Annotated in this window: 19 protein-coding genes and 3 pseudogenes; 11 read left to right on the top strand and 11 right to left on the bottom strand. The window is 31.0% G+C overall.

Annotated features, from left to right (window positions below):
• The first annotated feature begins 104 nt into the window (after positions 1–104).
• The 8 genes and pseudogenes from ASE40_RS14895 to ASE40_RS14865 all read left to right on the top strand — a co-directional run bounded on the left by ASE40_RS14895 (position 105) and on the right by ASE40_RS14865 (position 6997).
• Positions 105–473 (top strand): BlaI/MecI/CopY family transcriptional regulator, encoded by a 369-nt coding sequence (locus tag ASE40_RS14895; RefSeq protein WP_057119772.1) that lies wholly within the window; start codon positions 105–107, stop codon positions 471–473.
• 8 nt (positions 474–481) lie between these two features.
• A pseudogene (locus ASE40_RS22405) lies at positions 482–1186 on the top strand (M56 family metallopeptidase); the annotation flags it as partial.
• Between the two features lie 969 nt (positions 1187–2155).
• On the top strand, positions 2156–2524 hold the full coding sequence (locus ASE40_RS14885; protein WP_057117880.1) for a BlaI/MecI/CopY family transcriptional regulator: 369 nt from the start codon (positions 2156–2158) through the stop codon (positions 2522–2524).
• A gap of 10 nt (positions 2525–2534) precedes the next feature.
• A pseudogene (locus ASE40_RS22395) lies at positions 2535–3302 on the top strand (M56 family metallopeptidase); the annotation flags it as partial.
• Between the two features lies 1 nt (position 3303).
• Positions 3304–4367, top strand: a pseudogene (locus tag ASE40_RS22390) (peptidase M56); the annotation flags it as partial.
• Between the two features lie 72 nt (positions 4368–4439).
• Positions 4440–5873 carry a serine hydrolase gene (locus ASE40_RS14875; protein WP_057117878.1) on the top strand — a complete coding sequence of 478 codons (1434 nt, stop codon included), beginning with the start codon at positions 4440–4442 and terminating at the stop codon, positions 5871–5873.
• Between the two features lie 78 nt (positions 5874–5951).
• Complete coding sequence (locus ASE40_RS14870; protein WP_057117877.1) at positions 5952–6095, top strand: hypothetical protein; 144 nt, start codon at positions 5952–5954, stop codon at positions 6093–6095.
• 56 nt (positions 6096–6151) lie between these two features.
• A complete protein-coding gene (locus ASE40_RS14865) occupies positions 6152–6997 on the top strand; it encodes an EamA family transporter (RefSeq protein WP_057117876.1) in 846 nt (281 codons plus the stop codon).
• An 86-nt stretch (positions 6998–7083) separates the two neighbouring features.
• On the opposite strand, the gene ASE40_RS14860 is transcribed toward ASE40_RS14865, so the two are convergent.
• Complete coding sequence (locus ASE40_RS14860) at positions 7084–7638, bottom strand: fasciclin domain-containing protein (protein ID WP_057117875.1); 555 nt, start codon at positions 7636–7638, stop codon at positions 7084–7086.
• A 209-nt stretch (positions 7639–7847) separates the two neighbouring features.
• On the opposite strand from ASE40_RS14860, the gene ASE40_RS14855 reads away from it, so the two are divergent.
• Entirely contained in the window at positions 7848–8375 is a 528-nt protein-coding gene (locus ASE40_RS14855) for an ExbD/TolR family protein (protein WP_057117874.1), read from the top strand.
• 42 nt (positions 8376–8417) lie between these two features.
• Here ASE40_RS14855 and ASE40_RS14850 read toward each other — a convergent pair whose 3' ends face one another.
• The 7 genes from ASE40_RS14850 to ASE40_RS14810 form a co-directional block, all read right to left on the bottom strand.
• The gene (locus ASE40_RS14850) at positions 8418–9650 is read right to left on the bottom strand and encodes a gliding motility-associated C-terminal domain-containing protein (protein ID WP_082586817.1); all 1233 of its coding nucleotides are present in this window, start codon (positions 9648–9650) and stop codon (positions 8418–8420) included.
• A 6-nt stretch (positions 9651–9656) separates the two neighbouring features.
• Entirely contained in the window at positions 9657–10046 is a 390-nt protein-coding gene (locus ASE40_RS22610) for a tail fiber domain-containing protein (RefSeq protein ID WP_410503491.1), read from the bottom strand.
• A 3726-nt stretch (positions 10047–13772) separates the two neighbouring features.
• Positions 13773–15551 (bottom strand): 30S ribosomal protein S1, encoded by a 1779-nt coding sequence (rpsA, locus tag ASE40_RS14830; RefSeq protein WP_057117869.1) that lies wholly within the window; start codon positions 15549–15551, stop codon positions 13773–13775.
• A 213-nt stretch (positions 15552–15764) separates the two neighbouring features.
• Positions 15765–16457, bottom strand: coding sequence for a DUF805 domain-containing protein (locus ASE40_RS22540; RefSeq protein WP_082586816.1), 693 nt, complete (start codon positions 16455–16457; stop codon positions 15765–15767).
• 155 nt (positions 16458–16612) lie between these two features.
• Positions 16613–17332, bottom strand: a 720-nt coding sequence (locus ASE40_RS14820) for a hypothetical protein (RefSeq protein WP_206742874.1), incomplete at its 3' end; no start/stop codon positions are given.
• On the bottom strand, positions 17332–18075 hold the full coding sequence (locus ASE40_RS14815) for a hypothetical protein (RefSeq protein WP_057117867.1): 744 nt from the start codon (positions 18073–18075) through the stop codon (positions 17332–17334). The genes ASE40_RS14820 and ASE40_RS14815, both read right to left, overlap by 1 nt.
• Positions 18076–18275: 200 nt before the next feature.
• Positions 18276–18821, bottom strand: a complete 546-nt coding sequence (locus tag ASE40_RS14810; protein ID WP_057117866.1) for an NAD(P)H-dependent oxidoreductase — start codon at positions 18819–18821, stop codon at positions 18276–18278.
• Positions 18822–18918: 97 nt separating this feature from the next.
• Between ASE40_RS14810 and ASE40_RS14805 the strand changes: the two genes are divergently transcribed.
• The gene (locus ASE40_RS14805; RefSeq protein ID WP_057117865.1) at positions 18919–19293 is read left to right on the top strand and encodes a winged helix-turn-helix transcriptional regulator; all 375 of its coding nucleotides are present in this window, start codon (positions 18919–18921) and stop codon (positions 19291–19293) included.
• A gap of 59 nt (positions 19294–19352) precedes the next feature.
• Positions 19353–19862 (top strand): hypothetical protein, encoded by a 510-nt coding sequence (locus tag ASE40_RS14800; protein ID WP_057117864.1) that lies wholly within the window; start codon positions 19353–19355, stop codon positions 19860–19862.
• 24 nt (positions 19863–19886) lie between these two features.
• On the opposite strand, the gene ASE40_RS14795 is transcribed toward ASE40_RS14800, so the two are convergent.
• The 3 genes from ASE40_RS14795 to cmk form a co-directional block, all read right to left on the bottom strand.
• Entirely contained in the window at positions 19887–20612 is a 726-nt protein-coding gene (locus ASE40_RS14795; protein WP_157848515.1) for a hypothetical protein, read from the bottom strand.
• A 97-nt stretch (positions 20613–20709) separates the two neighbouring features.
• Positions 20710–22086, bottom strand: coding sequence for a nucleoside permease (locus ASE40_RS14790; RefSeq protein ID WP_057117862.1), 1377 nt, complete (start codon positions 22084–22086; stop codon positions 20710–20712).
• Positions 22087–22154: 68 nt separating this feature from the next.
• The gene (cmk, locus tag ASE40_RS14785) at positions 22155–22847 is read right to left on the bottom strand and encodes a (d)CMP kinase (RefSeq protein ID WP_057117861.1); all 693 of its coding nucleotides are present in this window, start codon (positions 22845–22847) and stop codon (positions 22155–22157) included.
• Positions 22848–22869: the final 22 nt, after the last annotated feature.

The raw sequence follows: 22869 nt of genomic DNA, 5'->3' as shown, positions 1-22869 counted from the left end.
TTCTGTGCTCAAAACCGAATTCAACTTAATTTTTAGTTAAATAACTATTTTTATAGTTGTGTAACTAAAAAAATAGTTGTAGGTTTGAATTAAAATTAGAGATGATGCAGAAGTTAACAAACAAAGAAGAAGAAATTATGATGATTTTATGGAAGCTGAAAAAAGCTTTTGTAAAAGAAATCCAAGCAGAAATTACTGAAGACCAGCCGCACTACAATACGTTATCTACTATTGTACGCAATTTGGAAGAGAAAGGATATGTTGGGCACAATGCCTTTGGAAATACGCATCAATACTTTCCTATTGTTGCAATTGAAGATTACAGAAAAGGATTTATGAAAACGGCAATTGATAATTACTTTAATAGTTCTTATAAAAGCATGGTTTCCTTTTTTGCTAAAGAAGAAAAAATTTCAGCAGATGAATTGCGAGAAATTTTATCAATGATTGAAAATAAAAACGAAGAAAAATAATCTTGCTTATGGAAGCACTTCTTATTTATATCGCCAAATCAAGCAGTTTAATACTTTTTTTCTATTGCGTTTATTATTTTTTGCTGCGCAAAGAAACATTCTTTAACAGCAACAGATGGTTTTTATTGTCTGGTTTAATAATTGGAGCGATTTTGCCATTATTAAGTTATACAAAAGTGATATGGATTGAGGCTGCTCCATCTTTAGGTACTACCATTCAATCATCATTAATTGAAATTCCAGAAAGAGAAGCTTCTAATTTTAATTGGAGTTATATTATCATGTCTTTATATGGAATTGGCTTTTTAGTTTTTATAATAAAATTTGCAATTGATTTTTATAGTCTCAATTCTATTATCAAAGGAAAAAAAATACAACAGCAAGCTGATTTTAAATTCATTGATGTTAATGAAAATATAGCGCCTTTCTCCTATTTTGAATATATTGTATACAACTCATCACTGTACACCACTTCTGAATTGGAGAATATCATCGAGCATGAAAAAGTACACAGCGACCAAAATCATACTGTAGATGTATTAATTTCTAGATTATTCAGTATTATTTTTTGGTTTAATCCAATTGTCTGGCTTTATAAGAAAGCGATCACGCAAAACCTTGAATTTATTGCTGACAGCGAGGCTGCTAAAAAATTACAAGACAAAAAATCTTACCAATACACGCTTTTAAAAATAACAACACACGAAAATTGTNCCAATCATTTTTATCAATCATTAATCAAAAAACGAATTGTCATGTTAAACAAAAATCAATCAAAAAAGAAGAATTCCTGGAAGTATTACACAATAATTCCAGCTCTTGCGGCATTTGTTTTATTATTTCAAATTGAAGTAATTGCAAAAGAAAAACCTCAGGCAAAAAAAGAAATTTCGGAAACAACCAAGTCTGTAGACGTGTATAAAATTAAAAGAAACTCTACAGATGCGGAATTAAAAGAAATTAAGGAAAAATTAAAATCAATTCATAATATTGATTTTGAAGTTTCAGAAATAAAAAGAGATGCTAAAAACAATCTAACTTCAATAAAAGTTAATGTTACAAGAGGCGAACAGCAAGCTCAATCAATTCAAATAGGAGATCAAATTATAAAAGATTTTGGAGTACTTGTTATAACAGACAAAGATGGAAACAAAACAATTGGTATCCAAACCTTTGATGATCCAAAAGATTCCAAAACCGCTAAAGAGTCTAAAGTTGGAGTTAGCAAAAGTATAAGCACCATAACTTCTGATAGCTCAGATGATTCTAAAACAAATTCAGTAATTACAATTAACAAAAACCAAAATACTAAATCAGATAACAATGTTAACACTTATTCTTTTACTAGTACAAAAACTAATACTGATACTAACACAAATATTAACGGTGTTGTAACTATAAATAATGATAAAAATGTTGTCACTAAAGTAATTACTAACGGGGGCTCAACAATTGCTATTTCAAATTCTGCTAAAAGTGCTACTAAACTAGATGGCCAACTCGTGATTGTTGATGGAGAAGAAATGCCAAGTAATTTTGATATTGATTCTATAAAAGCTAAAGATATCGAATCTGTAAGTATTTATAAAGGATCACAAGCTGTAGCTAAATACGGTAATCGCGCTGCAAATGGGGTTATTGAAATTGAAACTAAAAAATAAAAAACTTTTATAAAAAAGAAAATGCAAAAACTAACCAATAAAGAAGAAGAAATCATGCATATTTTATGGAAGCTGAAAAAGGCTTTTGTGAAAGAAATTCAAGCAGAGATTTTAGAAGATCAGCCGCATTACAATACTTTGTCTACTATTGTTCGTAATCTGGAAGAGAAAGGTTACGTTGCGCACAATGCTTTTGGAAACACGCATCAGTATTATCCTATCGTAAGTATCGAAGATTACCGAAAAGGTTTTATGAGTACTGCTATCGACAATTATTTTAATAGTTCGTACAAAAGCATGGTTTCATTTTTTGCTAAGGAAGAAAAAATTTCTGCAGCCGAATTACGAGAAATATTAGATATGATCGAAAATCCAAAAGAAGGAAAATAATCAAAATACTATGGAAGCACTTTTCATTTTTATCCTGAAATCAAGCGGATTGTTGGCAATGTTTTACTTTGCTTACATCTTTTTACTTCGCAAAGAAACTTTTTTCAATAGCAGCCGCTGGTTTTTAATAGCGGGATTAATTACTTCTGTAATTCTGCCTTTTGTAGTTTATACCAAAGTTATCTGGATCGAAAAACCAGCTGTGCAAATTATCAACAAAAGAGTGGTTGAGAATTTTTCTACTGCTAATACTTATAGCGCTAGTACTGCTTCTTACGAACCCCAATACAGCCCTGCAGCGTTGGTTGAAGAAGAGCCGATTGAAATTAATTGGGATTTAGTCTTAATAGCAATCTATAGTTTAGGATTAGCTGCTTTCTTGTTCAAATTTGGGTTTGATATTTATAGTTTGAACGCAGTTTTAAAAGGGAAAAAAATACAGCAGCAGGAAGATTTTAAATTTATTGACATAAATGAAAACATAGCTCCTTTCTCCTATTTCGATTATATTGTGTATAACTCATCACTATACACTCCAATAGAATTAGAAAGTATTTTGGAACACGAAAAAGTGCACAGCGACCAGAATCATACGATTGATGTTTTGATATCTAGAATCTTCTGTATCTTATTTTGGTTTAATCCAATTGTGTGGCTTTATAAAAAAGCTATTTTACAAAATCTTGAATTCATAGCCGACAGAGAGGCCTCTAAAAAAATCAACGACAAAAAAGCATATCAATACACGCTTTTAAAAATCACAACGCATGAAACCTGCNCCAATCATTTTTATCAATCATTAATCAAAAAACGAATTGTCATGTTAAACAAAAATCAATCAAGCAAAAAGAATTACTGGAAATATTACGCCGTAATTCCTGCTCTTGGAGCTTTTGTACTTTTATTTCAAATAGAAACAATCGCGCAGGAAAAGAAACAAAACGGATTGCCGTCTATTTCAAAAGACACTATTAAATCAAGCGATGAAACTTTTAAAATCACAAAAAACACAACTGATCAGGAATTAAAGGATTTACCAGGGAAATTAAAAGCAAATCATAATATTGACATTGAAATTTCAGACGTTAAAAGAAATACCAAAAAGGAATTAACTGCTATTCAAATTAAAGTAAAATCAGAATCGGGCAAGAAACAAACTATTGTAATCGACGGTGATGAAGCTATAAAAGACTGTGAATTTTCAATTGGAACTGACGAAGATGGCACAAAATCTATAGTTATTAATACAGACGAAAACTTCTCTGTTCCTGTTATGATGAGAAATGAAAAAGTTATCGTTCGTCACTACGGAGATTCAGACATTACACCTCCTACACCACCAACACCGCCAGTTTTTCCTTCAGGACCCATGCCAGCTGCACCTGCATTAGATATGTCTAAAATGCCAAAACCTCCAGTTGCTCCAAAAAACATGAACGATAAAGTTGCTGTAAGTAAGTTTGAAAAACAAATGGAAGCTTTTGAAAAACAAATGGAAGTTATTGAGCCTCAATTGGAAGCGTATGAAAAACAAGTTGAAGCATTAATGTCTCAAAGAGAAGCGATTTACGAAAAAGAAATGGCTAAGTATGAGATAGCAATGGAAAAGTTCCACGCAAACATGGAAAAATTTAATTACGACTTTAAGTTTAAATTTGAAAATGATGCAGAATATGGCAATACAAAACAATATGAGCAAGACATGAAACAGTTGGAGCTTGATATGAAACAGCATGAAAAAGACATGAAACAACATGCGAAAGATATGAAGCAACATGAAAAAAACATGAAACAGCACGAAAAAGATATGAAAGCTATGGAAAAAGAAAATAAAAAAGCTTAATATACTTTGTTCATTTAAAAAAACCAGTGTTAAAACACTGGTTTTTCTATTTCTAATATTAAATATTGCAAAATGAAAAAAAATCTTCTAACTCTTTTTTTGCTTTTTAGTCTTTCTATTATTGCTCAGCAAAATTTAGCCGATAAAGCCATTTTTAAAGCTATGGATAAGACAGCATCAATATTATTAGAAAAATCAAAAACTAATTCAATCTCAATTGGTGTTGTCAATAATGGGAAATTTTTTACCAGACATTATGGAGAAATTGATAAAAACAAAGAAAACAAAGCTGATAATAACACTGTTTTTGAAATTGCATCGATCACTAAATTATTTACCGGTTTACTTACAGCTCAAGCTGTATTAGAGGAAAAACTAAATCTCAACGACGACATTAGAAAATATCTAACTGGGATTTATCCAAATTTAGAATATAACGGTACTCCAATTACGATTAAAGATTTAGTTTCTTTTAGAACTGGTTTTAACAAAGATCTTCCAGATACTGATGAATTAAGAAAAAATCGAAGCGACAGCAGTTACTTGGCTTTTAAAAAGCTGGACGAATCTTACAGTCGTGAAAAGTTCTTTGAAGATCTTAAAACCATTAAATTAGACACCTTGCCAGGAACTAAATTTAAATACAGTAACGGAAGTCTAAATTTGACAGCTCATATTTTAGAAAACGTCTATCACAAAGATTATGAAACACTTCTCAAAGAGAATATATTTTCAAAATTGGACATGAAATCAACTGGAATTAATTTAGATTCAGACATAGTTATTGCAAATGGTTACAATCTAAAAGGAGTATTAATGCCGAGAATTTCAGATAATCTTTGGGGCGCTGCTGGAAGGTTAAAAACTACTTTAGGTGACTTAACTAAATTTATTGCTTACGAACTAAATACAAAAAATAAAATTGTTCAGGAATCGCAGCGAAATCTCTTAAACAGTATCACAACTTGGAACGGCTATTTTTGGGATTATATTCAGGTAGATGAAAATGGTCAAAACTGCTGGAAACACGGTGGTGCATTTGGTACTCAAAACATGTTGATTGTTTATCCAGAAAGGAAACTTGGATTATCGATCATTGTAAATATAAGCGATGAAAATACAGCAAATGCATTAGGAGAAGCCATCATACGATTGTCAAATGATTTACTTAGTGCATACAAAAAACAAACTGGTATTTATGGATATAAAATAATTAATAACAATGTTGTTTTTAGTTATGAACATGATAAAAATTTAAACTCAAATCTTATTAAAAGTATATCGATTGCAGGTTCATTCAATAATTGGAACCCCAATGATAAAAACTATCAATTGATTCAAAAAAGCAAAAACACCTTTGAATTATCGATTCCAAAAGCTAATTTTGAGAAAGACAAGACACATTTTTTTAAATTTGTAATTAATAAATCTGGCTGGATTGAAGCTCCTCAAAATGTAATAAACAGAGAAGCAGATGGCGATAAAAACTTAATTCTTAAAATTTAAAATTACATAATTTACACCTTAAAGACTTTGGTTTAAACCCAAAGTCTTTTTTTTATATCTTTGAAGAAACAATCTACTATGTATAAATTCTTAGCCAAACTAAATAAAATCTTACTGCCAAGTTTTACCAAACAAGGTTTAGATATTTCAAAAGCAAAAAAATGGCAAATGGCTATTATTGGTTATCGTGCATACGTAACAAAGCGTGCACTAGATAATTAGCTATTAGATCGTTTTGTTTATCACACAGAAAAGAATCTTTTTCTGTATCATCATATATGAAAAATAAAGAAATAAACCTCCCTCCTGTTCCGGCAGTATTACTAGCAATTATTAGTGTACAGTGCGGTGCAGCAATTGCAAAAACACTTTTTCCTGCAATTGGAGCTGCGGGAACTGCATCGATACGTATTGGTGTTTCAGCATTAATTTTATTATTAGCCTACCGTCCAAATTTAAAAGCAATTACGCCAGATCAATGGAAAATTGTGATTCCTTATGGTTTATCTTTAGGCGCGATGAATCTAATTTTTTATTTTGCTATTGAAAGAATTCCAATCGGATTAGCTGTTACTTTAGAATTTGTTGGACCGCTTCTGCTTGCTATAGCAGGCTCAAAACGTTGGGTAGATTATTGCTGGGTTTTGCTTGCTGCAATAGGTATCTTATTAATTGCGCCTTGGACAAATGATCGTCTAGATCCTTTAGGTATTTTATGCGCGCTTTTGGCTGGAGCATTTTGGACTGCTTATATTGTATTAGGAGGAAAAATTTCAAAAATAATGAACGGCGGACAAGCCGTTTCTACAGGGATGCTATTTGCTGCAATTTTAATTTTACCATTCGGTTTTATAGAAAACGGATTGGCAAATCTAACTCCAAAACTCTTCGGGATGGGAGTTGCGCTTGCACTTTTATCTAGTGCTATTCCTTTTACTTTAGAGATGAAAGCCTTAGGTCAGCTGCCTCCACGTACATTTAGTATTTTAATGAGTTTAGAACCTGCAGCAGCTTCTATTTGCGCTTTTATTTTTCTTCAGGAAAGTTTAAGTTTTTATGAAATTTTAGCAGTTGTTTGTGTTGTAATCGCATCTGCAGGAAGCACCTTGACTGCTAAAAAGTAATTTAAAAAATCTCAAAAATTAAAATTCCAAATCCCAATTTAAAACTTGGAATTTGGAATTTAGGATTTTCAAATTTAATTTATGTATTAATTTTTTGGAAGTAATACAGCATCTACAACATGAATTACACCATTTGATTGATTCACATCTGCAATTGTTACTTTAGCTTTATTTCCGTTTTCATCTGTAATATATAGATCTTTACCTTTCATCCAAGCAGTAAGAGTTCCACCGCTAACAGTTTTAATAGTTGCTTTTCCTTTTCCATCTTTAATTGCTTTTGCAATATCTGCCGAATTCCATTTCCCAGAAGCAACATGATAGGTCAAGATAGTTTGTAGTTTCTTTTTGTTTTCTGGTTTCAATAAAGTTTCAACAGTTCCTTTTGGTAATTTATTAAAAGCTTCGTTTGTTGGAGCAAAAACAGTAAATGGACCTTTGCCTTGTAAAGTCTCAACTAAATCAGCAGCTTTTACTGCTGCTACCAATGTCGTATGATCTTTTGAATTAACGGCATTTTCAATAATATTTTTATTTGGGTACATTGCTGCTCCACCTACCATTACTGTTTTTTGAGCAAAAGATGTAAATCCGAATGCTAAAGCAAAAACTGCTGAAGCTAAAAATTTTCTAGTTTTCATAATTATTTTTTTAAGTTATAATGACATTTACGGGGATATATTTCTTTTGGTTTTATGAAAAATGAAAATAATTTAAAATAATATTAGAATATTCTCAAAACACATTGTAAAACAGCTTATTAATGATAAAAAAAATATTTTACTTTTTTATTATTTACAGAATAACGAATCCTTTTTATTATTAAATTTAGATTCAAAACCTCTTTATTATGAAAAATCTACCTCAAAAAGTAAGAAGTAAAAAACTAAGTTCTAGAGTTGATTTAACTGCAATGGTCAGCGTTTCTTTTTTGCTGATTATATTTTTTATGGTAGTAGGGGAATTATCAAAGCCTAAAATTATTGATTTGAGTCTACCTGATAATGGAGATATTGTCTGCAGACCAATTGCTTGTGTGGACACTAATAGAATTTATACAATACTTTTAGATGATAAAGATAGAATTGTAACTTATTCAGGTTTACTACAAGATTCTTCAGTCAATCCAAAAGAAATTATTTATGGTCGAGATGGAATTCGAAAAGAATTATTCGGTAAAAAAAGAGCAATTCTCGAATACTCCACATCAATGGGTAAACCAAAAAATGGTCCAATTGTAATTATCAAACCAAGCAAAAAGTCTAATTTTAAAAATTTAGTTGATATTCTCGACGAAATGGCTATCGTTAAGATTGATACTTATGCAATTGTTCCTGAATTTACGCCAGAAGAAACCAAATTATTAGCATCAAATTAATAATTAAAAATTAAATTTCCAGCATGAAAAAGTCTGCCAAAATTAGTTAGACGAAGTAAGATATATATATCCTGCTTTTTCTTTCCAAATACCATTCGTAACCTCATAGCTTAGTGTATAAAAGTAAGTTCCATCTGGTAATATACTGGATTTTTTTACTGTAGCCCTGCCTTCAGAATATCCGTAGAAAAAATTATTATCTATTCCGTATCCGGTTGTTTCAAATACTTTTATTCCCCAGCGATTATAAATTTGAAGTCTATTGTTTGGAAAATTAGTGATTCCGTCAATTTGAAGAAAATCATTTTTTCCATCTTCATTTGCAGAAATAGCATTGTGAATGACAATTTCATCAGAGGAATTAGACAGAATTCGTCCAAGTGTAAAAATCCCATCATTATCAATAGTTGCTGTTACTGTTTTACCACTTTCATCGACAGCCGATGTATAATAGACCCATTTATTTGCAGTTTCATCCCATCTTACAATGGCTAATGTTGTTCCAGGATTACCATTAATAATTTCGTTGGGCGTTGTGGCTTCATTCCAGGACAAAGTAATTGCAATATCTACAGGATTCTGGTTGCTTTCAAAACTCCAATATTCAGGTAAATCAATAATTTGAATCAAAGGATCTTTCTGATTATGTGGGTGTAAAGCATTTGAATCTTTTAGATAATATCTGCTCCTAAAAAAATTGGTCGTTGCGTTACTCTGACTGATCGCCGAAGGCCTAAAAAAACCGCCGTCGCCTATAGGAAATTCAAATTGATTGTTTTTATTTCTTTCAACAAAACCAGCAACATAACTGTTATTACTTGTATTTTGATGCGTTGCATTTTCTTCAAATAAAAAATTTCCGGGCTGAGTCACATTATCTACAATTCCATAATAGAAATCAGAACTGCCAAATACAGTAATATCTCCAGATAATAAAAAGGCAGGCTGAGTAAAATTATTTTCAAATCTGGCATTATACAATTCACTAACTGATACTCCAGAAATGGTTTGAGCCGCAGCACTACCTTTAAAATATGTTAATCCTGTAGTCAAATTTGGAGAAAAAGTTACCAGCCCGTCATTATTAAAATTAGCATAAACATAGAAAGTTCCGTCATTAACAAAATCTCCTGTCGTTTTATTATCAAAAGATTCTATAGTAGACAAAATGGTATTTGAGCTCACTGTTAAACCACCAATATTTGAAGTTTGCGCGCTTATTTTACTAACATAGCATATTGATAGTACAAATAAATATATCATTATTTTACTCATAACTTCTTACTTTAATTTACTAACTACTACTTCTAAACGTTGTAAGCGTGTTTCAAGATCTGCTATTTTTTTATCTTGTTGCTCAATTATTACTTGTTGCTCTTGTACAGCTTTCACAAGCGGAACAACAAATTCTGAGTAACGAAGGCTGTAAAAATCTTTTTCGCTGGCTGGTTTAACAATTCCACTAAATTGATATCCAACAGAATTAGCTGCTGATTCTACTTCTTGAGCAATAAAACCAGATTGCAAATCGGTTGTGCCTGTTTTTAGATGATAAGTAACAGGGCGCAGTTTATTTATGAAATTTAAACCAAAAGAACTTGTTTGTATCTCTTTTTTCAAACGTAAATCAGAAGGATTTGACCATGCTACCTGTCCTCCAATACTGGTCATAGCATCATTTCCTATCTGCACAGTATTATTTCCTCTGCCGAGAGCTGCATATCCAATTACGACCTCATTATTTGCAGAATTGTTAAGTGCTCTTATTTGTGTACCAACATAAACACAATTATTAGCCCCGTTTAAAATATCTGTTCCTGAAGCACCGAAATATCTACCACTTTCAAATCCTATTGCAACATTTCCAGAACCAGAAACATTTTCGTATAAAGCGGTAGCTCCAATAGCCGTATTGTTGTTCCCTCCTAAATTTTGGCTTAATGCAAAATCTCCCATTGCAGTATTTGAGTTTCCAGTACGATTAAAATTACCAGCATTATTTCCTACCGCCGTATTATTGTTTCCTATTGCATTATTTTGTAAAGCTCTAGAACCAACTGCAACATTTGCCTGACCTGTAGTAGTCGCGAACAAAGCTTCTATACCCGTGGCTATATTATTACTTCCGGATATATTTGAGTAAAGTGCATTAAGTCCTGAAGCTATATTATTATTTCCGGTATTATTATTATTAAGAGTAAAATCTCCAATTGCAGTATTATTGATTCCAGTTGTGTTTGAAGTAAGTGCCCTAACCCCAATCGCTTGATTTCTGTTTCCAGTGGTGTTTGCATTTAGTGCATAATCTCCTATTGCAATATTATTGTAATCAGTATTATTTGCAAGAGAATTATATCCGATAGCAATATTATAATTTCCAAAAAGATTATTTGCTAATGCATTGGAACCTACAGCTATATTATAATTTCCACCTATATTTAAATTTAAACTTAAGCTTCCTATTGCTACATTAGAAGTTCCTGCAGAAAGCGGATTTGCCCCAACTCCGAAAGAAGTATTATTTGTACTTAAAAGACCACTTTGAATGTTATTTCTTTTAAAGACTAAATCAACATTATCTGTTGTACCTAAAAAATTTGTGCCGGCAACTGTTTGCGCATTTCCTCTAATATCCCATTTTTGTTTTAATTCTGTTGCTAAATTTTCAATTGCTCCCTGCACATTTGTAGAAGGAACAGCAATTGTTGTTGACGATGCTGGAACAGCCGTACTAGGTGTTAATAAAGCAGTTTCAACAGGAGAATTAATAATATACGGAGTTGCTATTTCTCCATTACCAGTAACTGTAACATTAGTTCCAGCGGTTACCACAGATTTTAGGCCTGTTAAATCAAAAGGACTTACTGTTCCGTCTTCACTACTGTAACTTAATGTACTAGTCGCTGGATCATAAGACAATGAAGTTAAGGTTTCCTGGATATTTTCCTGTAAACCTTCTTCATTTAAATAATTAGCGATTATATTTCCAGTTAGTACTACTGGTGTTATTTTAGTGGTTGTTTCTCTTATGTCTACTGGTGTTCCTCCAGTTTCATTAGCATATTGTGCAATAATATTACCAGTTGTGACAACAGGAGTAATAGTTGTAACGGTTTCTGAATTTGTAACTAAAGCAGCCAGATCTATTACCGATGGAACTCCATTTTCCGGATTATAAGTCAGCGTCTGAGCCGTTGCATCGTATACTAAACTTGTCTGTGTTTCGGCGCCTTGGACGAGATTTAATAAATTAACTACCGTTGGTGTTCCATTTTCTGCGTTGTATGTTAATGTGTTTGCAGCATCATCATAAACCAAACTCGTTAATGTTTCATTATTTTTGATTATGGTTGCCAGTTCTGTTACAACGGCAGGATTATTTAAAATTGTTGAAGCATTATTTGTAACATCGCCAACTACGTCAATCACAGTTANNCTGTATTATCTTCACTGGTATAGGTATGTTTGCCATCTGGAGCATTAACCAGAGTAGTAATTGTTTCTGAACCTTTTACAAGATCTGACAGATTTATTACCGCTGGAACTCCATTTTCCGGATTATAAGTCAGCGTCTGGGCCGTTGCATCGTATACTAAACTTGTCTGTGTTTCGGCGCCTTGGACTAGATTTAATAAATTAACTACCGTTGGTGTTCCATTTTCTGCATTGTATGTTAATGTATTTGCACCAGCATCATAAACCAGACTTGTTAATGTTTCATTATTTTTTATGATCGTTGCCAATTCCGTTACAACANAGCATTATTTGTAACATCGCCAACAACGTCAATTACAGTTGCTGTATTATCTTCACTGGTATAAGTATGTTTGCCATCTGGAGCATTAACCAGAGTAGTAATTGTTTCTGAACCTTTTACAAGATCAGACAGATTTATTACCGCTGGAACTCCATTTTCCGGATTATAAGTCAGCGTCGGGCTGTTGCATCGTATACTAAACTTGTCTGTGTTTCGGCACCTTGGACTAGATTTAATAAATTAACTACCGTTGGTGTTCCATTTTCTGCGTTGTATGTTAATGTATTTGCACCAGCATCATAAACCAGACTTGTTAATGTTTCATTATTTTTGATGATGTTGGTTAATTCCGTTATAACCNGCAGGATTATTTAAAATTGTTGAAGCATTATTTGTAACATCGCCAACAACGTCAATTACAGTTACTGTATTATTTTCACTGGTATAAGTATGTTTACCATCTGGAGCATTAACTAGAGTAGTAATTGTTTCATTATTTTTCACAATATCTTGAAAATTGATTATCTGCTGATTTCCACTTTGATCAACATAATAAAATGTATTCGAAACAGGATTAAATACTACTGTTCCTTCTGGAACTGTTGTTTCAGAAGAGACTACGATTCTGTTCCACTTATTATTGTACCAATAATAATAACCTGGAGTAACATTTAGCGGCGCTGTACCAGCCGTTGCTTCATTAAAAACTAAAAGACTTGAAGGTAATGATCCTGTATTAAGTATAGGATTCATACTCGTTGTACTTTGCAATTGAACTCTTGTAATCAAAACACCTCTATTGGCTGCAACAACATCTAATTGAGAAGAATTATTCGGTAAAGGAGTTCCGATTCCAACTTGAGCATTACACAAACCTCCCAGAACAAAAAGTAGAAGTAAAATTTTAATTTTCATAAACTTTGATTTAAATTAATAAAATAAAATAGTAGGAATTTTATAGTATCATCAATCAAAATATTAATTACATGTTCGAAAAAGAAAGATGTAGAAAAAGCAGAAATTTAAAAATAAGAGTAATTGTGGTTTTCAAAGTATAATGAAGGCGTAAAAAAATAAATTTTCCAAAAATTGTAATTATTTTATTGACGACAGGATTAAGTTGATCTTATTTCTGTGAAATTTAAATAATAATTACCACAGTATTAAGACAGAAAAAACATAAATAGATTATAGAAAATATATTAAGCTAGAATGCTAAGAATATAATTAAGAGTATTTTTTTTTCATCATTTTGAAATTTATAAATTAAATTAAATTAATCGCTATTTAAAATCTAATTGATTGAAAATTACATTTAAATAAGTGACTACTAAAGGTATTTATGACTGTCTCCTTAAATATCAAGAGTGAAAGCAACTTATTTAAAAAAAAGCTTTTTAAATAATTAAATCATATAAAATATATGAAAGGTCAATAAACAGTTATTTGCAAATACAAAATTATAAAAAACTGTTTTACAGCACTATAAACTTACAAAAAAAATATTATATTTAAATAAAATTTTATTTTTTGAGAAGAAAACAACGAGAATAAGACTATAAATTTACACAAATAAAAAACTATAATAATAAAAAAAGTCCCACAAATGTGGGACTTTCTATTTATAAAAAATCTAAGAATTATTTTTTCTCAGTTTTTTCCATTTTAGCTTTTAAAGCAGCTAATACATCATTGTTATCTCCTAAAGTTGCAGCTGGTGCATTAGTAGTAGAGTTAGATGAAGTATTTTCAGTTGCAGCTTTCACATTTTTCTCTTCTTCTTCACGGAAGATAGCAGTGTGAGAAGCAACTACTCTTTTGAATTCTTTGTTAAATTCGATTACTTTGAAATCAGCAGTATCACCTTTTTTCAATTTCTTTCCGTCTTCTTTTTCAAGGTGACGAGTAGGAATGAAAGCAACGATATCATCTCCGAATTCTACAGTAGCTCCTTTGTCAACGATTTCAGAAATTTCACCATTGTGGATAGTTCCTACAGCGAAAGAATCTTCGTATTGATCCCAAGGATTAGCAGTAGTTTGTTTGTGACCTAAAGATAATTTACGTCCTTCAACATCTAATTCTAATACAACTACATCAAGTTTTTCACCAACATTTACAAATTCAGATGGGTGTTTGATTTTCTTAGTCCAAGAAAGGTCAGAAATGTAGATTAATCCATCAATTCCTTCTTCTAATTCTACGAAAATACCAAAGTTTGTAAAGTTTCTAACGATACCTGTATGTTTAGAACCTACTGGGTATTTAGAAGTGATATCAGTCCATGGATCTTGAGTTAATTGTTTGATACCTAATGACATTTTACGATCATCTCTATCTAAAGTTAAGATAACAGCTTCAACAACATCTCCAACTTTTACGAAATCTTGAGCAGAACGTAAATGAGTTGACCATGACATTTCAGAAACGTGGATTAAACCTTCAACACCTTCAGCAACTTCGATGAAAGCACCGTAATCAGCGATTACAACTACTTTACCTTTAACTTTATCACCAACAGTTAAGTTAGCATCTAAAGCGTCCCATGGGTGAGCGTTTAATTGTTTCAATCCTAATTGAATTCTTGTTTTCTCATCATCGAAATCAAGGATTACTACGTTTAATTTTTGGTCTAATTCAAGAACTTCACTTGGGTGGTTGATTCTACTCCAAGAAAGGTCAGTAATGTGAATTAATCCGTCAACACCACCTAAGTCAATGAACACACCATAAGAAGTAATGTTTTTAACAACACCTTCTAATACTTGTCCTTTTTGTAATTGACCGATGATTTCTTTTTTCTGTACTTCAATGTCAGCCTCGATAAGAGCTTTATGAGATACAACAACGTTTTTGAATTCGTGGTTGATTTTTACCACTTTGAATTCCATCATTTTGTTTACATATACATCGTAGTCTCTAATTGGCTTAACGTCAATTTGAGATCCTGGTAAGAACGCCTCGATACCGAATACGTCAACAATCATACCTCCTTTAGTTCTACATTTAACAAAACCGTTAACGATTTCTCCAGTTTCATTAGCTGCAATAACTCTATCCCAAGATTTGATAGTACGTGCTTTTCTGTGAGATAATACTAATTGACCTGTTTTATCCTCACGGATGTCAATTAATACTTCTACTTTGTCACCTACTTTTAAATTTGGGTTGTAACGAAATTCGTTTAAAGAAATAACACCTTCAGATTTAGCATTGATATCAACGATAACGTCTCTATCTGTAATTCTAACAACAACTCCTTCAACTACTTCTTCTTGATCTGTAGCGATGAAAGTTTTTGATACTAGTTCTTCAAACTCTTGTAAGTTTTTCTCATCTACTGCATCAATTCCTTCTTGGAAGTTATGCCAGTTAAAATTTGCTAAAAACTCTTCTTGTGATTTTGTTTGTTCAGACATGCTGATAAAAAAATTTGTATTCTGTTTTTCTCGAGTTTCTTTATGCGATAGAAAATACAGAAGTTGTTTTACATAAATGGTTGATTCCTAATGGAAACTCTTCTCTGCCAAAAGGACTGCAAAATTAATACATTTTTCTGAATTAACAAAATAAATCCGATTGATTGTTAGGCAATTATTCAAGAGCAGAAAATTTTGTTTTTTTTCAAGACTTCACATGTTTTTAACCTTAAGAAAAAAATACCAATTATATAAAAGTTCCTTAAGCGTATCAAATACTTCTTTCATGGTGTAAAGAAAATAGATACTTCCTAAAATTAAAAATGGAAGGCGTTTGTTTTTATCCTTTAGTGCAAAAGAAAGAGTGATTGGTACAATTGACCAAAATAACAAACTAGGATAATTAATTGACTTGTAAAACTTATAAAAAACTTCTGAATTAATAAACTCTGCGGCAACTTTATAGATTAATACATTAATCAATGTAGAAATTAATACGAGCTGAATTATAGAATCTGCATTTGAACAATCCTCATCTTTAGATTCAAATTTTGGATTTTCACCGTATTCATTTTTTTGCGAATCACCATTTAAAATCAATAAAATAAATAACCAAATTCCACCAAAAAAAGGAATTAAACACAATAAAATCATCCAGCCGCTTTTGCCAACATCGTGAAGCCGTCTAACAGTTACAGCAATACTTGGGACAAATGAAGTGACAGCATATAATATGCAAAACCACCCGAAAGGAAAGAAATTTAAACTTAAACGAAAAATCGCATCTGTTATAAATAGTATTGTTGCAAAACTAAAATTATAAAGCGAAAACATCCAATATTCACTTCTTCGTGCTCTGCCTTCAAAATTGAAGTAGTCCCTAAAAACTTTTAAATACCAGTTCATATAATCTATCTATAAAAATACAAATATATAGTATTTTTCTTATATTTTTAAATAATTAATATTTAGTTTTAGTAAAAAAAGAACTTAACAAATGGAGAATGATGATGAATTAAAATAAAATAGCCTATAGTTTTACAATTTATCTAGTTACTTGNCGCGAAAAAATTATTCCAAAAAAATATTAAAAAACAAATTAAAGAAAACAAAACCACCAACAAAGTAGAATAAAAGAAAAGAAGCCTTCTTTTACCATACTGAATCACAAAAGTTTCAGGATCGATAAAATGCTTTATGAAAACAATAGGAGAAATTTTTAACTCAGGTTTGAAATGTTTAACACCTAGCAAAAAAGTCCGAATTAATTGTATTCTATTATAATAGAATGCATAAAAAATATGATTTCCCTGAAAAATTTCTTTAATCATTACTTCCTCTTTATTAACTAAAATATAGAAACAGAAATATGCACGAATCCCTCTAAGTGGATACTCTATCGTAATGTCATATAAATCATTTCCAAAGCCTGGTGTGTATGTTTTCTTTTTTACAAAGTTTTTCCAAGCTATAGTTTTAACAACTTTCTTATTAAATTTATTATAATAGTGAATACCTTTTTCATCAATACTCATTGCTGTATATATCCTCTTCCAAACATCAACTGCATGAACTATAATAAAAATAGTGGTTACTAAAAGCAGTATCGTAATACATACTGCCGCTAAAACATTATTCTCATTTAAAAAAACAAATACAGATGCGACAAGCAATACAAGAGGCAATATAAATAACCCTCCAATACTATAATTTATTACTGTTAGCGGAATCGATGTTATGGGTTCAAAAGGAGGTAAACTATTCTTTTTACTTTTTTTCATCAACAACAATGATTTAAGTTTGACATTATGATAAAAAACAAAACCAATCCAACAATCAACAATATTAAAAAGGCTAATACCATAGCGTTATCCCTTTTAGCGTAATCAATCTTAAAAGTTTCTGGATTAATAAAGTACAACCCGTAAGCATGAGGATGAATTCTTATATCTGGTCTAAAATGTCTTAACCCTAATAATAAACTTCGAACAAGTTCTAATCTGTTTGAATAAAACATATTAAAAATATGTTTTCCTTGAAATGTTTCTTTATGAAGCAATACTGTTCCGTTTTTTTGCGTAAACCAGTAAAATCTTAGAGCTCCTTTATTATTTACAACCTGTGAAGCAACGTCATAGTTAAAATAATTTGAATCGGTTCTCCTATTCAAAAAATACACCGAACCTTCGAATTTGTCTATCGATTCAAAATCTTCCCAATTTATCTCTTCGATTATTTGCCCTTTAAATTTGTTGAAATACTTAATCCCTTTTTGATCAATCGTTATTGTAGTATAACTTAATGTTCTTTTAATATAAACTACACTTATTAAAATAAGAGGAATATTTAAAAATATTAGTATAAAAAGTGACTCTTCTCTTATATCTACTAAAAACAAAATAAAGAACAACAACCCAAAAGAAATTATCAAAACAAATAACGTCATGATGCTATAACTATAACTAGCCAGTTTCGATGTTATTGAAGCTATAGGCTTAAAGGGTGGTAAATTTTGCTGGTTCATGTTATTTATAAAAAGTACGAAAATACTTATTTTTATAAAATTCAACAAAAAATCCTTCTAATTTTATAAGTTAAAATATCTATATAATTACACCTCACAGGTTTCGAATACCTGTAAGGTGCAGCCAGCATAAATTATCTAGAAATCTTACATAAAAGTTTCTATTAAAACCTAAAAGAAAACTCATATTATTATTAATATCATTTCAATTTTAAAACATAATTTAGCAAACGATGCGCATACATCTTTGCTCTTTCTTTGACTTCATCTTTTGTAAAACCATCAACTGATGATGTTCCGTGAAAAAAAATCGGATCTAAAAAAGTCATTTGAGCAAAATAGGCTGTCTGTTCAATATTTTTAAAAAATTCAGCAATTCTAAAATTATGTTTTCCAAAAGTTCTGTATTCCTGCTCCAACGAACCAACTGTCACACTCACTAAAACTTTTTTTCCTTTGAGCTTATCTCCTTTTGAACCATAAGCAAATTGATGTTCGAAAACCACATCAAACCAATGTTTTAAAATCGCCGGCATATTATACCAATATAAAGGATATTGAAAAATTATAACTTCATGACGAAGTAAAGCTTCTTGCTCTTCTTTTATATCAATCTTAAAATCAGGATATAATTCAGCCAGATTTCTAATTTCTATTTCTGGATTCGTTATCTGAATTTCTTCGATAATTGCCTTATTTGCGACTGATTCTTTTATTTGTGGATGCCCTAAAATTATTAATGCCATTTTTAATTATTTATACTATCATTTTTATAGTTACAAAATTATTTATAGTTTTACAATCCCACAATAACTATCCAATTGGATAGGTCAAACAAGCAGTATGAAAAAGATAGAATGCGAACCTGATTTAATTAAACTCGACGGAAAAACTTATCCGTGCACTGTCAGTCTAGTAATGGATTTAATGGGCGGAAAATGGAAAGCGGTAATTCTGTATCATTTAAAAGACAATCCAAAAAGATACAATGAACTCCGAAAAGAAATGCCTACAGTGACAGAAAGGACATTAAGCTTACAACTCAAACAGTTGGAAGAAGATGGGTTAATTTTTAGAAATGTAGATGGAAAAAAGCCTCCAATAAAGGTAACCTACGGTTTAACGGACTTTGGAAAATCTTTTAAAACTGTTTTAGAATCAATTACCCAATTGGGAAATACAATTGCTTCTGAAAGAGGAGAATTTATTGTAGCTTAAATTATTCCCTATTAAACCTTACTAAATATTTATAGGGTACTTTACTTCCATATAAAATCATGACATTAGAAGAAATAAAACTTAAAATAGAAACTTTTCACAAAAATGGGCAAGTAATCAATGCCGTTTATTGGCTTTTAAAAAAGTATAATCTTAAAAATTCAAATCTTAAAGGATTTGAATTTAGAGAAAAAGCCAAGCCAGATTTTATTCTAATGACTACCGAAGGCGATTTTGGAGAACGTCAAATTATCAGGATTCCAAAAAACACATTCGAATTTCCATTAGAACTAATGCTGATTCTCATCGTACACGAAATGGTTCATGTAAAACAAAAAACAATAAAACCTTATATTTTAGATAAAAACGAACGAGAATGGCAGGCATATTACGAAATGAACTTTCATAATTTATTTCCGCAAGTTCCAGAAATTTCCAATTTTCATAAAAAATTCTTCGCTCAAAAGGGTTTAGAATATTACAACCGAATGGGTGTAGGCTCTGAACTTCAAAAGAAATACGGCGAACAAAAAAAACAAGTCGACGATCTGATTATCTCAATACAGTAAGATTTTATGACTAGAGCTATTTTCTCATTCTACAATAAAATAGCACAAAAGCGCAAAGATTAGAATACACAATAATCCTCCTATAATTTCGACCTTCAAGCGCTGCTTCTTATCAATTGTAAAAGTTTTTGGATTTATATAATGATCGGTATAAATGATAGGATCAATGGTAATATCTGGTCGGTAGTGCTTTATTCCTAATAAAAAAGTCCGAATCAATTCTGCTCGATTAGCATACAGCATCACAAAAAAATGCCTTCCTAGAAAAGCATCATTATGAGCTATAACTTTTCCATCTATCATAACAGGCCAATAAAACTGATCATAAAAAGATTTCGAAGGTCTAACTGATGTAACATCATATTTTTGAGGTTCAAAATAATGCTTGAGTTTTTCTCTTTTTACAAAGCTGTTCCAAGGTATTTCTTTTACAATTCTTCCATTAAATTTATTTAAATAACGAATTCCTTTTTCATCAATTATTGTAGTTGTGAACATTTTATTTTTTGAGTAAATAAGCAATATTGCGATTCCTAACAATATAATTGAAAATACCAAAGACAAAACTATAGTTCCTGCTTCATCTAGTCTAGTTTCATTAAGAGAAATTGTCAGTAAAAAAATCAATCCTGTTAGAAAAAACAGTGTCAAAAACACCCAAAAAGACCCCAAGATAAGATTTAGAAACCGCATGGGTTTTGAGCTAATAGATCTAAAAGGAGGTAATGATTCTTGTGGTGAATTTTGCATAGAAACAAGAGATGAATATCAAATATAAGCATAAATTAAAAAAGAAAAGCCCATTTTCTGTTTGAAAAATGGGCTTTAAAATATGTTGTAAAGTCAATTAATGACTCAAATTCTCAATTTCTTTTGGATCGTGTTTATGTTTAAATAAAACAGCAAAAGCAATTGCAATTACCAAAGCATAAATAGCAAAGGATAACCAGATTGTATGCCAGTCTTTCATTAAAACCGGATTTGTAAAAGCTCCGTCTGTAGAAATAGAATTTCCTTGGCTTTTTACAAATTCTACCATTTTTTCATTAGCTGGATCTGTTTGTAAAAATCCCGCTAATTCTGTTGTGGTAGTAAACGATTTTGTAAAGAAACGATCGATCGCCCAGCCAGAAGTTAAACTTCCTAAAACAGCTCCTACTCCATTGGTCATCATCATAAATAATCCTTGTGCAGACGAACGAATTTTAGAATCTGTATTACTTTCTACGAATAAAGAACCTGAAATATTAAAGAAATCAAACGCCATTCCGTAAACGATACAAGAAAGAATAATCATCCATAAACCATTTACTGGATCTCCAAAAGCAAACAATCCAAAACGTAAAACCCATGCCAGCATACTAATAAGCATAACTTGTTTAATTCCGAAACGTCTTAAGAAAAATGGAATTGCCAAAATAAATAATGTCTCAGAGACTTGAGAAATCGACATAATAATAGTAGAGTACTGGATTACAAATGAATCTGCATATTTCGGGAAATGTTTAAATTCATCTAAAAACACATCACCATAAGCATTTGTCAATTGAAGCGCCCCTCCTAAAAACATAGAAAAAACAAAAAACAAAGCCATTTTGTAGTTTCCAAATAATTTAAAAGATTCTAAACCAAAAGTTTCAATCCAAGTTGCATTTTCTTTAATTAAACGCTGTGGTTCACATTTTGGAAGTGTAAAAGCGTAAACTCCTAGAATTAAAGCTCCAATTCCAGCAATATAAAATTGATATTCTGTTGCTTTACTTCCGCTCAAATTGGTAATCCACATCGCTACAATAAAACCAATTGTTCCCCAAACTCTAATAGGCGGAAAATCTTTTACTATATTTTTGTTATTTAATTTTAACGAAGTGTATGAAATAGAATTACTTAAAGCAATTGTAGGCATATAACAACACATTGCTAAAAGCATAACTGCAATAAAAGTATCTGGAGTACTTACCTGTGCAATTGCAAATAAAACAACAGCGTAAAGAATATGCAGAACACCGTATAATTTTTCTGCATTTACCCACCTGTCAGCAATAATACCCGTAAGTGTAGGCATAAAAAGAGATGCAATTCCCATGGTTCCAAAAACGAGTCCGAATTGAGTTCCTTCCCAGTTTTTTGTGCCAAACCAATAATTTCCAATTGTTATAAGCCAGGCTCCCCAAACAAAAAATTGAAGAAAGCTCATTAAAATCAATCTGTTTTTAATCCCCATATATTTAAAATTGTCTTTAGTAAAAATGAAGCGGTAAAACTACCATTAAAAATAATATCTGCAAAAAATTATGGTGTTTTAACAACATCATTTACTAATTCTAAAACGGCTGCAAATTGTTCTTCTTTATTTAAGTAAGAATTATCTATTTCTATTGCATCTTCAGCAATAACTAAAGGCGAATCTTCTCGGTGTGTATCCATATGATCTCTTTCGACAACATTTTTAAGAACTTCTTCATAAGAAACATTATCTCCTTTTTGCTGTAATTCGTCAAAACGTCTTTGAGCGCGGGTTTCAGCACTTGCAGTCATAAATATTTTAAGTTCGGCATCTGGAAAAACAACTGTCCCAATGTCTCTACCATCCATTACTATGGCTTTATTTTTTCCCATTTCCTGTTGTTGTTCTACCAATTTAGCACGAACTTCAGAAACGGTGGCAACTTTACTAACGAAATTAGAAACTTCAATAGTTCTAATTTGCTTTTCAACATTTTCACCATTCAAAAACATTTCAGCAAAACCTAAATCTGCATTAAATTTAAATTCCAATTGAATATTAGGCAAAGCGTTAATCAAGGCGTCTTTATCAAAAAAGTCAGCTCCAATAATATTCTGCTGCATAGCAAAAAAAGCAACTGCACGATACATAGCGCCTGTATCTACATATACATATTCAAGTTCTTTTGCCAATTGTTTTGCTAAGGTACTTTTACCTGTTGATGAAAATCCATCGATAGCGATAGTAATTTTTTTCAATTTTCTATTTTTAAATTTTTAT

Source organism: Flavobacterium sp. Root935 (genome assembly GCF_001429295.1).
In the GTDB taxonomy this organism is placed as follows: Bacteria; Bacteroidota; Bacteroidia; order Flavobacteriales; family Flavobacteriaceae; genus Flavobacterium.
The sequence above is the reverse complement of the archived record's forward strand: the minus strand, read 5'-3'. Positions and strand labels throughout refer to the sequence as shown.

Coding starts and splice junctions, on each gene's coding strand:
- ASE40_RS14865 (WP_057117876.1), top strand. CDS start 6,152: ATGAAAAATAAAGAAATAAACCTCCCTCCTGTTCCGGCAGTATTACTA.
- ASE40_RS22540 (WP_082586816.1), bottom strand. CDS start 16,457: ATGAACTGGTATTTAAAAGTTTTTAGGGACTACTTCAATTTTGAAGGC.
- ASE40_RS14895 (WP_057119772.1), top strand. CDS start 105: ATGCAGAAGTTAACAAACAAAGAAGAAGAAATTATGATGATTTTATGG.
- ASE40_RS14855 (WP_057117874.1), top strand. CDS start 7,848: ATGAAAAATCTACCTCAAAAAGTAAGAAGTAAAAAACTAAGTTCTAGA.
- ASE40_RS14805 (WP_057117865.1), top strand. CDS start 18,919: ATGAAAAAGATAGAATGCGAACCTGATTTAATTAAACTCGACGGAAAA.
- ASE40_RS14885 (WP_057117880.1), top strand. CDS start 2,156: ATGCAAAAACTAACCAATAAAGAAGAAGAAATCATGCATATTTTATGG.
- ASE40_RS14810 (WP_057117866.1), bottom strand. CDS start 18,821: ATGGCATTAATAATTTTAGGGCATCCACAAATAAAAGAATCAGTCGCA.
- ASE40_RS14795 (WP_157848515.1), bottom strand. CDS start 20,612: ATGCAAAATTCACCACAAGAATCATTACCTCCTTTTAGATCTATTAGC.
- ASE40_RS14790 (WP_057117862.1), bottom strand. CDS start 22,086: ATGGGGATTAAAAACAGATTGATTTTAATGAGCTTTCTTCAATTTTTT.
- ASE40_RS14800 (WP_057117864.1), top strand. CDS start 19,353: ATGACATTAGAAGAAATAAAACTTAAAATAGAAACTTTTCACAAAAAT.
- rpsA (WP_057117869.1), bottom strand. CDS start 15,551: ATGTCTGAACAAACAAAATCACAAGAAGAGTTTTTAGCAAATTTTAAC.
- ASE40_RS14815 (WP_057117867.1), bottom strand. CDS start 18,075: ATGAACCAGCAAAATTTACCACCCTTTAAGCCTATAGCTTCAATAACA.
- ASE40_RS14870 (WP_057117877.1), top strand. CDS start 5,952: ATGTATAAATTCTTAGCCAAACTAAATAAAATCTTACTGCCAAGTTTT.
- ASE40_RS14850 (WP_082586817.1), bottom strand. CDS start 9,650: ATGAGTAAAATAATGATATATTTATTTGTACTATCAATATGCTATGTT.
- ASE40_RS22610 (WP_410503491.1), bottom strand. CDS start 10,046: ATGACCAGTATTGGAGGACAGGTAGCATGGTCAAATCCTTCTGATTTA.
- ASE40_RS14875 (WP_057117878.1), top strand. CDS start 4,440: ATGAAAAAAAATCTTCTAACTCTTTTTTTGCTTTTTAGTCTTTCTATT.
- ASE40_RS14860 (WP_057117875.1), bottom strand. CDS start 7,638: ATGAAAACTAGAAAATTTTTAGCTTCAGCAGTTTTTGCTTTAGCATTC.